We start from the raw sequence: 12,178 nt of genomic DNA, 5'->3' as shown, positions 1-12,178 counted from the left end.
ACACTTTTTTGCAAAGGAAGCTTGCTCATTTCAGTCGATCCATGACAAGAGTGATGCTCACAATCCTGGGGAAGCCAAATTTGGCCAATGTCGATGTCGTGGTCGCGCAAAAACTCAGCTTACAAGCTGTTTCGCATTCTTTTCATCAACTTTGGCCTGCTCGTCGGTCTCGTCGTCGTTGCGGAGATTGTTCTTCATCTCGTCTATAGGGGCGGCAATCCGTTTCTGGCGCCGGTGAAAAACGAGTTGAGGGTTCGCGATCCGCATTACACCCATGGCCTGAAGCCCAATTTTAACGGCTTCGACGCCTGGGGCTCCAATATAGTTCCCATTTTCACCAATTCGCTGGGCTTTAGAGACGCCGCCGTACGCAGCGTGCCGATGACGGTGGACCGCAAGCGCGTCATCTTTATCGGCGATTCCTTCACTGAGAGTCCCGGCGTCCCCTATGAACAGTCTTTCGTCGGCCTTTTCGCGCAGGCTTTTCCCGCACTCGATGTGTTGAATGCGGGAGTCTCGAGCTACGCGCCGTCCGTCTATTACGAGAAACTCAAATATCTCCTCGACGCCGGCCTCAAGTTCGACGAGGCTGTGGTTTACATTGATATCTCCGACATACAGGACGAAGGCGTTTTCTATTCGTATGATCAAAATGGCGTATTGCAGATGGGCGTGTTTCAGCCCACTGCAAACGTTTGTTCCCCTGTCCCGCGGCCGCCGCTGCCACAACCACCAAAGAGGTGGTGGGAGAAAGTCTCTTATATGGCGGAGTTCTATGGCCAGATGCGCTACTCAGCGGAGTTGGGGAGAGCGCTCGGGCGAGCGACCTTCGAGGAGCTTTCAAAATCGGGCGTCGTCTACAGCCCCGATTACACGCGTGCGAGCTGGACATATAGCGAGAATTCAAGCTGCTACGGCCCGTTAGGGATCGAAGCGTCTATCGACAAGGCGAAGAAGCAATTGGATCGCCTCTACGAACTCCTGTCGTCGCGCGGGATCGCGCTGTCAATTGGGGTCTATCCATGGCCGCAGCAGCTGCTTTACGACGTTGAAAATTCGCGACAAGCGCGCATCTGGCGCGACTGGTGCGCCGGCAAATGCAGAAAGTTTTTCGATCACTTTCCCGATTTTTTCGCCTATAAAGCGCAAGACCCTGATTTCATTAGATCGTTGTATTTCTGGGGAGACTTTCACTTCAACGCGAAGGGCAACGCGCTCCTGGCGCAAGGTCTCATTAAGAATTACGAATGAGGGCGCGGGCAGCGAAGCCATGCGGCCATGGGAAGGATACGAAAATTTGCGGTTCGCCAGCCTTGCAGATAATTTGTTGTTGAGGCGACTTGGGGGGTCTCGTCTGAATGTCGCATGAGGACTATTCGAGAGACCGTTCCGCCGCCATGGGGTCCGATCGATCGTTCGGTCTGGTGATCGCCGCGGCGATCACGGTCATCAGCATGCTGCCGCTTCGGCGCGGCGAGGCGCCTCATTTCTGGGGGCTCGCTGCTGCGCTTGGTTTCGCCGCCGCGGCGTTCATCGCGCCCGCCAAACTGCGGCCGCTGAACCGACTGTGGCACCAACTGGGCTTGGCGCTGCACAAAATCACCAACCCGATCATCATGGGCGTCCTGTTCTTTGGAGTGATCCTCCCGATCGCGGTGATTTTCCGACTGCGCCGCGCCGATCCGCTCAAACTTTCGTTCGATAAGAACGCGACGTCCTACTGGACCATGCGCAATACGCCCGAAGGGACGAGCGACATGAGCAAGCAGTTCTGAGGAGAGAGATAAAATGAGCTTCCTGCTCGAACTTTGGGATTATCTCAAGACCAGCAAGAAATACTGGATGGCGCCGGTTCTGGTCATCATGCTGCTGATCGGCGCGCTGATCGTTCTGCAGGGCACCGCGGTCGCTCCGTTCATCTATACGCTGTTTTAAAGCGCGATGCGGATACTTGGCATCTCCGCCTTCTACCACGACAGCGCAGCCGCCGTGGTGGAGGATGGCGAAATTATCGCCGCCGCTCAGGAAGAGCGATTCTCGCGCAAAAAGCACGACTCGCGCTTTCCGCGTCACGCGATCGACTACTGTCTTGAAGCGGCCGGCGCCACGCCTCAAGACATAGATTTCGTCGCCTTCTACGACAAGCCGTTCATCAAATTCGAGCGGCTGCTGGAAACCTATATCGCCTTTGCGCCACGCGGATTCCAGTCGTTCAAAATGTCGCTGCCGCTCTGGCTGCGCGAAAAGCTCTTTCAAAAGTCGCTGCTGTTGAAAGAGATGAAGGCCTATTCGGCGGATGTCGACTGGGCGAAACGGCTGCTGTTCGCCGAGCATCACTTCAGCCACGCCGCCAGCGCCTTCTACCCCTCTCCGTTCAAGGACGCGATCGTTCTGACGATGGATGGAGTCGGCGAGTGGGCGACGACGTCGGTCGCTTTCGGCAGTGACAATCAACTGACCATGCAGCGCGAATTGCGCTTCCCGCATTCGCTCGGCCTGCTGTATTCGGCTTTCACCTATTACACCGGGTTCAAGGTGAACTCCGGCGAATACAAGCTGATGGGCCTTGCCCCCTATGGCGAGCCGAAATACGCCGACTTGATCCTGAACCGCCTGATCGACCTCAAGCCGGATGGCACCTTCCGGCTCGATCAGTCGTATTTCGACTATTGCACCGGCTTGCGGATGACCAACGCCAAGTTCGACGAACTTTTCGGCGGCCCGGCGCGCAAGCCGGAGGAGCTCCTGACGCAGCGGCACATGGACATCGCCGCCTCGATACAGGCGGTCACCGAGGAGATCGTCCTTAGGCTCACCCGCGCGCTCGCCAAAGAGACCGGCGCACGCAATCTTTGTCTCGCCGGCGGCGTGGCGCTGAATTGCGTCGCTAATGGAAAACTGCTGCGCGACGGCAGCTTTGACCAGATCTGGATTCAGCCGGCGGCGGGCGACGCTGGCGGCGCGCTCGGCGCGGCGCTCGCCGGCTACTATCACTACAAGAAAAACTCCCGAAGCCTCAACGGCGGCGGCGACGCCATGCGCGGCTCCTATCTCGGTCCTTCATTCCCGCAAGCCGAAATCGAGCGCCGGCTGCACGCCGTTGGCGCCAGATTCGTGCCGATGGCGGAAGGCGATCTCATAGAAGCGGCGGCGCGGGACCTCGCCGACGAGAAAGCGGTTGGTTGGTTTCAAGGCCGAATGGAATTCGGGCCGCGCGCGCTTGGCGGACGGTCGATTCTAGGCGACCCACGTTCCGACACGATGCAGAAAACGCTCAATCTCAAAATCAAATATCGCGAGTCGTTTCGGCCCTTCGCGCCATCGGTGTTGCGTGAGGATGTCGCCGACTGGTTCGAACTCGAAGGCGATTCCCCGTACATGCTGCTCGTCGCCGACGTCGCCGCAAGACATCGTCATGCAATGACGACCGAGCAGCAGAATCTGTTTGGCATCGACAAGCTCAATGTTCCGCGCAGCGCCATTCCGGCCGTGACCCATGTCGACTATTCCGCGCGGATTCAGACCGTGCATCAGGAGACGAATCCGCGCTATCACGCGCTGCTTTCGGCATTCAAGCGAATGACCGCCTGTCCCGTTCTGGTCAATACCAGCTTCAATGTGCGCGGCGAACCCATCGTCTGCACCCCGGAGGACGCCTTCGGCTGCTTCATGGGCACGGAGATGGACACGCTGGTGATCGGCGACTGCTATCTGCGCAAGGATGATCAGGACACATCGCTCAAGCACGATTATAAAGAGAAGTTCGAACTGGACTGACCGAGCCTGGCGTTTTTCATGAGCGGATCGGATAGCGTTCAATGGCGGACTTCTGAACGCGCGCGCAGAATTTCGCTCTCCGCCAGGATCTCATTTCCAAATATCGCTGAGCGATCGCTGTTAACTTGATAAATGTCATTCGGCGCCGACGGCTGGCGACGCCGTTCTATGCACAGGAAAGCAACGCCGCTTAGCTTGACGGATTGTTTAAAGCCGCGTCTCTTTTTCGGAGACTGCCTAAACGCCTGTGATTGCATCGACTTTTTTAAATTGATGGAGCGGCAAATGGATTTCGATCGCGTCAAACGGGAAAGTCTTATCCACAGTCTGCGCGACGCCCTGCCGCTTTCCGCTCGCCCCCGGCCGGCGCTCCTCGCATTTTTGCGCGCGCGCGGCGCGATCGGGCGAAGCGCGCCGCGGCTCGTCATCGTCGACATCTTCGATGCGGGCGGACCGCAGGGTTTGATGTGCCGCTTCGAGATCGCTGGTGAAACCGACGCCCCAAGTTTCGTTGCGCCGTTGACGCAACTTGCGCTCGATCGGAGGCACCCGCTGGCTCAGCGGCTCGCCGAGCGTCGACGGCATGCGCCGCGCACGGGAGCGCCCTGAGACGACTGCGCCTATGTTGTCTCGACCCGTACGCCGCCCGCAGCGAACGTCGCCGTCAGCATCCCCGGAGTCGAGTGCGCCCGTCCGCATCTCCCCTCGCGATCGACAAGAATGAGGCCGCCGCGGCCGTCCACTCTGTCGACGAGATAGCGTATCGCGGCGCAGGCGGCTTCTTCAGCCTGCATTGAGCGAAATTCGACGAAGCCGGCGGCCGTGCGCGCCAGCGCAGTGCGGATGAAATCCTCGCCGACTCCGGTGCAGGACACCGCGCAACTGAGGTTATCGGCGAATGTTCCCGCGCCGATGAGCGGCGAATCGCCGACGCGGCCGAAACGCTGGTTCACGACGCCTCCAGTTGACGTCGCTGCCGCAAGATCGCCGTTGCGATCGCGCGCGACGGCCCCCACCGTGCCAAGTTTCGCATCGGCCGCGTCGGAATGATCGAGCGCGGTCTCGTGCTTTCGCTTCGCCTTGGCGAGCTGCGCGACGCGTTCCTCCGTTCTAAAGTAGTCTTCGCCTTCGAACTCGAACCGTTGCTCTCGCGCGAAGCGCTCGGCGCCGGCGCCGACGAGCAGCACATGGCCGCTCTTCCTCATCACCTCATATGCAAGGCGCACCGGATTTCTGACGCCGCGAACCGCCGCGACGGCGCCCGCCTTGAGGGTGCGGCCGTCCATGATCGACGCGTCGCACAATGCGTCGCCTTCGGCGTTGAGCACGGAACCCCGACCGGCGTTGTAAAGCGGATCGTCTTCGAGCAGCGCGACGCAGTGAGCGACCGCATCGAGCGCCGTCGATCCCTTTGCAAGAAGACTGACGCCCGATTCAACGATCGCGCGCAAGGAAGCCTCATAACGATGCGGATCGCGGATCGCGCCGGCGCCGCCATGGATCATTAGCGAGACGTCAGTCATCGCCGAACCAGCCGCGTGTCGATGCGTCTCGCGCCTGCGCTATAGTCTCGCGCCTCAAACCTCTGGAGTGAACGCCATGCGCAACACATTGCTTCTTTCCTTGATCTTCGCAGCCCTTGTGGCGCCGGCGGCGTCCGAGACCTCGATCATAGGCAAAAAGGACGGGAAGGACATCGTGACGGTGCGCGTCGGCGAAGCCTCGCAATCCAAACAGTCGCTCCCGATCTTTTCTGGAATTTCTACAAAAACCGCCGGCGCAAAAGGGCTGTCTCTATTGAAGGTCGTCATTCCTCCCGGCGGCAAGGCGCAGGCCCACACGCACAAGGGGCACGAGTCCGCGATCTATCTGTTGCAAGGACGTGTCGAGACGCGGTACGGAGAAAATCTGGAAAAGAGCGTCGTGAACGTCGCCGGTGATTTCATTTTCATTCCTGCAGATGTGCCGCATCAGCCCGTGAACTTGAGCGACAGCGAAGCAGCGATCGCAATCGTCGCGCGCAACGACGGCGACGAGCAGGAGCATGTCATTCTCTATCCGATGAAAAGATAGTCGACGCCGATCTTTTGCTCACTACGAACTGCGCCTTGGCTTCTTGAAAGCAGGCCTCGACGGGAAAGAGCCGTCGAGGCCTTTCGCACAAACCATTCATTTGCAGGAAGACAAGGCGCCAGAAAGCGCGCTTATGAAGCTCGTTATGTTGACTATCGCCTCATGTGTCGTCCGAAAGCGTCATGATGGCTCAATGACGATGCGGTTTAGCGACATGAAGCTGAAGCCGAGAAATTGCAGGCGATGACGCCAGAGCGTTGCGCCTGCCAAAGCGCGCCAATTCTTTAGGCGCTCCCTTCGGACATAGCGCTCAGGAGTAGCTCATGCCCCGATTTGCGGCTTTCCGAAACGATTCCGCTCAGGCAATCGGTTCGTCGGCGCAGAGTGCGTTTGTTTCTGCGTCGGCAAATTTGCCCCGAAACGCGCGCATCTTGATTGTCAGCGACACGCGCCTGTTTAGCGAGGCGCTTGGCTTACGTCTGAGCCAGCACGCCGGAATGTCCGTCGTCTCCGTCGTCGCGTGTGGCGCCGCTTTGGCGGCGGCGGCCGAATCTGAACTTGACATTGTGCTGCTTGACGTTGGCGAACTGGAAGCGCTCGCGATTGCGCAAGCTCTCGGCGTGCAACATCGAGATCTGCAGATCGTCGCCATCGGCGCGCCGGCATCGGCTGGCGCAGCATTGGCGGCCGCTTGTCCATCGATCGTCGGCGTCATTCCTCGCGAGGGCTCGATTGAAGACGTTGTCGAACTGCTGGAGCGATTGACAGCGGCGTCGGCGTTTCGATCGGTCGAGGAGCGTCGGGCTATCGGCAAGGAGTCGCACTCGTCCAGCGCGGACGCAAAGAATGCGCTTACGGCGCGCGAGCGCGAAATTCTCGAACTGATCGAGCGGGGGCTGTCGAACAAGGAGATCGCCCGTCGGCTACGCATCGAACTCGGCACGGTGAAGAATCACGTACACAATGTTCTGCAGAAGCTGCAAGTGCGCGGTCGCGGCGAAGCGGCGCACTCGATGCGAAAGCGCTCCTCCGCAAATCACGGAGGAGCGCTCCATTCGCCGATCGATCGAGAACCGCTCGCGCTTGCGACTAAATAAGGCCCGCGGCCCGCAGCTGCATCATGCGCTGGATGATCGCCGGATTGATCCTTTGCATCATCACAGGATCGATGGCCCACGGCGCTGGCGCGCTCAGCGGAGCGAATCCATCGATCATCGCCCCCGCGGGCGCCAGTCCGGCGCCAGCCGGCGCCGCAGCGCCCATCGGCTGAGCTGCGGCCAGACTGGGCACGCGCTCAAAATCCGGCGCGCCGGCGCCTTCGCGCGTGGAATCGCCGAGATAGCGGACGCCGGATGAGGCCAACAGCGAGAAGAGCTGCGCAACGCGTTGCTCATTGCGCGCCGTCCGCGCCGCCGCGAGCAGCGGATGATGCGCGAGAAGCAGCGCCGCCATGCCGGTGACGTGAGGCGTCGCCATCGAGGTGCCGTCCCACGCCGCATATCCGCCGCCAGGCACGGTGGAGACGATCGCCACGCCAGGCGCCGCGACAGCGATCTGCGGCCCAAAGCACGTGAATTTCGGCGAGAACATCGTCCCCGCGACAAGTTGCGGAACGACCGTCTGAGCGTGGTAGCTGTCGTCGGGAAATTCGTCCAGCTTGCCGATCGCCGCAACGGTCAGCACTGTCGGCAGCATGCCGGGAAACTGCACGGGTCCGCTGGAGTTTCCGGCGGCGACGATGCAGGCGACGCCGCTCTGGCGCGCTTCGGCGATTTTCTGCGCAACGAGTTCGGAAGGATCGCCGCTGCCAAGGCTCATATTGACGACGTCGAGCTGCCGTTCGATGCATTCGTCGAGCGCGTCGATGAGATCGCTGAAACGACCGCCGGGAAATACTTTCAACGCGTGAACTTCCGCCTTCGGCGCAAAGCCGCGAATGCCGGCGACGCCCTCGGAGGCGGCCGTAATGATTCCGGCGCAATGCGTTCCATGGCCGATTTGATCGTTCGACCAACTCGTCTTGTCGCCGCCATTGGTGAGATCGGCGCCGCGCGTCACATGGCGCAATTGCGGGTGCGCGCTGTCGCAACCTGAATCGATGATGCCGATCTTGACGCCGGCGCCGGTGAATGAAGGATCAAGCCGGTCGAGCTTCATCAGGCGCTGGCCCCAGCCGACCATCCCGCTTTGGGGAAAGCCGTTGAAGCGTTCGGTCAACGGACGCAACTGCACCGTATTCATGGCGCCGGCCTGAAGCGCTGGCGCGCGCAGCATCCGATCCCAATGATCGGCGGCGGGTTTGACATAAATCGCCTGGATGGTCTCGATCGGACCGCCGAAAACCGTCACGACGACTTCGCCGCGCTCATTGGTGACGCCTTGGCCCGGAAAGCCCTGACCATAGACATAGACGGTGGCCTTGGGCAGCGGCTTGCCGCCTGCGCCCACGACGCGCAGCTGCACGTCCACTCCGACGCCCGCCGCAATCGGCATGACTCCGTTGAAGTCGAAGGGCCGAAAATCATCCGAGGCGCGAAGAAAGGCGTCGCGCTCCACGACGACGTTGGGCGGGGCCGACGCCTGCAGCGCTGCGCCGCGCGCAGGGTCCATCTCAGCGACGAGAATTTCCGGCGTCTGAGACGATGGTCCGCCGGCTGAAAAGGCGGTGAGCCCGCGCGGCTGAATCCGCCGCACGATCTTTATGTCGGGCAGCGCATTGGCGAGATCCATCGCCGAAGCGGGCGCAAATCCGGGCACGCGCCGCGAGGCGATCATAAAGCGCTCCGTTGGCGCAATCGCCATCGGCTCCACGCGCGTATCGGCGCCATTGGGCGCCGGCGCCGCGGGCCCGGAACTCTGACCATTCGGCGCAGGATTAGCAGTATCGGGACCAGCCATTTCGACTCTCCTAATAAAATGAGGCCAGCCTGCGCATCGCTAGGAAGAATGCGGCGCCGGCGCTAAAATGCTTTCAGCGGAGCGTTTGGTTCGATGATCAGGGTCGCGCCAAATTGTTCGCGCAATTGACTTGCGACCGCCGCAGGGAGAGCGACGACCAGCCTCGGTTGACCGGCCTTGCCGGCGCGCTGCAGAATTGCGGCGCCGGGAACAGACTGCATCGCCTGTTCGAAAGCCGCTAAATCTCCTGCGTCCGCCGCGTTCCGCGGCGCCACCAGAAATTGATCGATGCCGTTCGTTGCGCTCATGATTTCGTGATCCTGATCTCTTGAGGGCTCCCGGGCCGATGAGTCGGCCCGAGAGCGGCAGCAGATCATCCTTCATGCGTCGCGTCGATTGCGTCGCTCAGACGTCAGCCATACATCGGCGCCTGCATCTGCGGCACGTAGTAGACGGGCTGCGGCGCAGCGTCGAAAGGCAGGAAGCGCTGGGCAAATCCACCCACCGTGTTGCCAATCGTCTGACCGAGACCGGCGTTGCCAAACCGGCCGCCAATCCAGCCGCCAACAGGCCCGCCGATGGCGCCGAGCGCGTCGCCGACGATTCCCTGCGGCGCAAAGCCGGGCGCGGCCGTCTGTGGGACGTAATAGGTTCCGGCGTAGGCCTGCTGCGGGCCGGCGTCGAACGGCAGGAAACGCTGAGCGAGACCGCCCACGGTGCTCCCAATCGTCTGACCGAGACCGGCGTTGCCAAAGCGGCCGCCAATCCAGCCGCCAACAGGCCCGCCGATCGCGCCGAGCGCGTCGCCGACGATTCCCTGCGGCGCAAAGCCGGGCGCAGCCGCCTGCGGGACGTAATAGGTCCCGGGGTAGGCCTGCTGCGGGCCGGCGTCGAACGGCAGGAAACGCTGCGCGAGACCGCCCACCGTGCTCCCGATCGTCTGACCGAGACCGGCGTTGCCAAACCGGCCGCCAATCCAGCCGCCAACAGGCCCGCCGATCGCGCCTAGCGCGTCGCCGACGATTCCCTGCGGCGCAAAGCCGGGCGCAGCAGCCTGCGGGACGTAATAGGTTCCAGCGTAGGCCTGCTGCGGGCCGGCGTCGAACGGCAGGAAGCCGCCGAGCACGCCGCCCGCGACGCTGCCGATCTGCCGACCGAGATTCTGGTTGCCCAGGGCGCGGCCAAGCGCGCCGCCGCCCAATCCGCCCAGCGCGCTGCCGAGCGCGCCGCCGATGAAGCCTTGCGGCGCAAACATCTGATCGGCGACCATGCCCATCGGCGCGACCGAAGGCGCTGTTCCATTGTAAGCGACTTGCATATCTGATCCTCCCAAAGGGTCAAAGAAATCTGCGCCGCTCAAACGCATGTCGCATCTGCTCATCGACGCAGAGCAAACGATAAGTCCTTTGGGAAGCCCAATATATGTATCGTTGGGCACAGTTGAGGATACATGCGCGGCGAACGCTTAGCGCCAAACAAAAATCAAAAAGGTGCGGCGTCGTCGAACAAGTGCCACAGGGATTTTTGCAGCTTGCGGCTCGTGATATGCGCGCCGGCGGCGCGGCGCTCAAGAACGAGTTTCTTGTCGTGAAAATCTTCCATACCAACGCGATGGCCGACGCTGATCACCGTCGCGCCGGCGAGATCTTCATTGAACAGGCGCAGCATCGAAACCTGGCTCTCTTCGTCGAGCGCCGACGTCGCCTCATCCATGATGATGATCTGCGGCCTTTCCAGCAAGAGCCGAACAAAGGCCGTTCGCTGCCGCTCGCCGCCGGAAAGCGTTTGATCCCAGCGCTGCGCTTCGTCGAGGTGCTTGACGAGATAGCCCAGGCCGCATCGCCGCATCGCGCCTTCGAGCATATCGTCGGTGATTTCCTTGTCGGAAATTGAATAGAGCATGGCCTGGCGAAGCGTGCCCAGAGGGATATACGGCTTCTGCGGCACAAAGGCGATGTGAGCGTCTTTCGGCAAGAGGATGCGCCCCGAACCCCACGGCCATAATCCGGCGAGGGCGCGAACAAGCGTGCTCTTTCCCGTGCCGCTCGGCCCCGCCACCAGCAGCTTTTCGCCAGTGGGAATGACAACGTTCGCGCCGGCAATCACGATTCGACCGTTGCGATGCGCGACCGCGAGATCCTCGAGGTGAATCGTGTCGTCGTGGCTGACGCCGAAATCGATAAACTCCTTCTCCTCCATGATAACGGCTATATCCAGACTCTCGAGCGCTTCTACGAGTTCGTCGACCCGGTTGGCTGAGGCCATCCACTCCGCGACGCGCACCGAATTGTCGATGAACCAGTTGAAGGCGATCTGCACCGAGACGAAGGCGGCGGTAAGCTGCATGACCGCGCCGAGCGTGAGAGCGCCCGTGAGATATTTGGGCGCGACGAGCACGAGCGGGATCAGCGGCGTCAGCGCGCCATTGGCGCTCTGCACGGTGGCGATGACTCCGTTGCGATGGATCTGGCGAATCCAGGCGGCGGCGACGCGTCGATAGTTCTGCAGGACAGAACTCAATTCGTCGGCGTCGCCGCGAATGAGCGCGATGCTTTCCGCGTTTTCCTTTAGCCGCGTGAGTTCGGCGAGGAACTGCGCTTCAGCTTCATTCTTCTGCGCGACGGCCGGAACCAGCGGACGGCCGGCGAAGTAGGCGAGGCCGCCGGCAATCGTCGCATAAACCACTGCGGCGAAGCCGAGATATCCCGGCAACACGAGGCGCGCGCCAAACAGATTAAGCTCCAGGGCGCCGCCAACGGTCCAGAGAACCCCGACGAAGGCCAACGCCGTCGCCAGCGCGGTCAAAAAGCCGACGGCGAATTCGACCAGCGGCTCAACGGCAAGTTGCACGTCCTTGGAGATTCGATATTCCGGCGAGGTCTGCTCGGCTGCGGCGATCTCGAGACGGTAGTAGCGTTGGTCCTCGAGCCACCAGCCGGCGAGTTTTTCAGTAAGCCATTCTCGCCAGCGCATCTGCAAGGTCATGCGCGCGACGAGCGTTCCGCTAATGGCGAGGCCGCTGAATGCGACGAGGGCGGGCAACAGGATCGTCGCCCAGCTCAACGCTTCGACGTTCTTGCTTTCGAGCGCGTCGAAAAACTTGCGGTTCCATTCATTGATGCTGAGCTGCGCCCCTAGCTGCAGCGCAATGCAAAGAGCGACCAACCCCGTCAGAGTCCATGCCCGTCGGCGGGTCTCGCCAACCCAGAATCGCAGAGCAAGGGCGCAGAACTCGCGCCAACGCGCCCGAGCAGGCCGCGGCGCCTCTGCAGCCGCGTTTGGCGCTATAGCTTGACTGTTCACGGTCTGAGAGCCCCCTCGGCTCGAGCGCGCCGACACCGACGAAGGCTCTTCTCGAGCGGCTCAGCGGAGCCCTGATGCGCGTGTCTTATATGGCGCGCCGAAACAGCTAGACTGCAGCTTTAAAACT

The 12,178-nt window shown here is 61.4% G+C and carries 12 protein-coding genes; 7 read left to right on the top strand and 5 right to left on the bottom strand.

The features are described 5' to 3' along the window. The first annotated feature begins 87 nt into the window (after positions 1 to 87). The 5 genes from ACR65T_RS17180 to ACR65T_RS17160 all read left to right on the top strand — a co-directional run bounded on the left by ACR65T_RS17180 (position 88) and on the right by ACR65T_RS17160 (position 4,386). Entirely contained in the window at positions 88 to 1,251 is a 1,164-nt protein-coding gene (locus tag ACR65T_RS17180; protein ID WP_434497630.1) for an SGNH/GDSL hydrolase family protein, read from the top strand. Positions 1,252 to 1,358: 107 nt separating this feature from the next. Continuing rightward, positions 1,359 to 1,775 (top strand): SxtJ family membrane protein, encoded by a 417-nt coding sequence (locus ACR65T_RS17175; protein WP_434497629.1) that lies wholly within the window; start codon positions 1,359 to 1,361, stop codon positions 1,773 to 1,775. Between the two features lie 13 nt (positions 1,776 to 1,788). Next, positions 1,789 to 1,935 (top strand): DUF5989 family protein, encoded by a 147-nt coding sequence (locus ACR65T_RS17170; RefSeq protein ID WP_014891398.1) that lies wholly within the window; start codon positions 1,789 to 1,791, stop codon positions 1,933 to 1,935. A 6-nt stretch (positions 1,936 to 1,941) separates the two neighbouring features. Continuing rightward, positions 1,942 to 3,777 carry a carbamoyltransferase family protein gene (locus ACR65T_RS17165; RefSeq protein WP_434497628.1) on the top strand — a complete coding sequence of 612 codons (1,836 nt, stop codon included), beginning with the start codon at positions 1,942 to 1,944 and terminating at the stop codon, positions 3,775 to 3,777. A 285-nt stretch (positions 3,778 to 4,062) separates the two neighbouring features. Further along, positions 4,063 to 4,386 carry a hypothetical protein gene (locus tag ACR65T_RS17160; protein ID WP_434497627.1) on the top strand — a complete coding sequence of 108 codons (324 nt, stop codon included), beginning with the start codon at positions 4,063 to 4,065 and terminating at the stop codon, positions 4,384 to 4,386. 11 nt (positions 4,387 to 4,397) lie between these two features. On the opposite strand, the gene ACR65T_RS17155 is transcribed toward ACR65T_RS17160, so the two are convergent. Continuing rightward, positions 4,398 to 5,300, bottom strand: a complete 903-nt coding sequence (locus tag ACR65T_RS17155; protein WP_434497626.1) for an isoaspartyl peptidase/L-asparaginase family protein — start codon at positions 5,298 to 5,300, stop codon at positions 4,398 to 4,400. A 175-nt stretch (positions 5,301 to 5,475) separates the two neighbouring features. Between ACR65T_RS17155 and ACR65T_RS17150 the strand changes: the two genes are divergently transcribed. Further along, positions 5,476 to 5,850, top strand: coding sequence for a cupin domain-containing protein (locus ACR65T_RS17150; protein ID WP_434497625.1), 375 nt, complete (start codon positions 5,476 to 5,478; stop codon positions 5,848 to 5,850). Positions 5,851 to 6,281: 431 nt separating this feature from the next. Next, positions 6,282 to 6,947, top strand: a complete 666-nt coding sequence (locus ACR65T_RS17145) for a LuxR C-terminal-related transcriptional regulator (protein ID WP_434497624.1) — start codon at positions 6,282 to 6,284, stop codon at positions 6,945 to 6,947. Here ACR65T_RS17145 and ACR65T_RS17140 read toward each other — a convergent pair. The 4 genes from ACR65T_RS17140 to ACR65T_RS17125 form a co-directional block, all read right to left on the bottom strand. After that, positions 6,940 to 8,748 carry a S8 family serine peptidase gene (locus tag ACR65T_RS17140; protein ID WP_434497623.1) on the bottom strand — a complete coding sequence of 603 codons (1,809 nt, stop codon included), beginning with the start codon at positions 8,746 to 8,748 and terminating at the stop codon, positions 6,940 to 6,942. The genes ACR65T_RS17145 and ACR65T_RS17140 overlap by 8 nt on opposite strands. 62 nt (positions 8,749 to 8,810) lie before the next feature. Next, positions 8,811 to 9,056 (bottom strand): hypothetical protein, encoded by a 246-nt coding sequence (locus ACR65T_RS17135; protein ID WP_434497622.1) that lies wholly within the window; start codon positions 9,054 to 9,056, stop codon positions 8,811 to 8,813. 104 nt (positions 9,057 to 9,160) lie between these two features. Then, a complete protein-coding gene (locus ACR65T_RS17130; protein WP_434497621.1) occupies positions 9,161 to 10,066 on the bottom strand; it encodes a hypothetical protein in 906 nt (301 codons plus the stop codon). Between the two features lie 164 nt (positions 10,067 to 10,230). Beyond that, positions 10,231 to 12,051, bottom strand: a complete 1,821-nt coding sequence (locus ACR65T_RS17125; protein WP_434497620.1) for an ABC transporter ATP-binding protein/permease — start codon at positions 12,049 to 12,051, stop codon at positions 10,231 to 10,233. Between the last annotated feature and the right edge of the window lie 127 nt (positions 12,052 to 12,178).

The sequence above is a fragment of the Methylocystis sp. genome (assembly GCF_051061285.1).
In the GTDB taxonomy this organism is placed as follows: Bacteria; Pseudomonadota; Alphaproteobacteria; order Rhizobiales; family Beijerinckiaceae; genus Methylocystis.
This window is presented reverse-complemented; position numbering and strand designations above follow the sequence as displayed.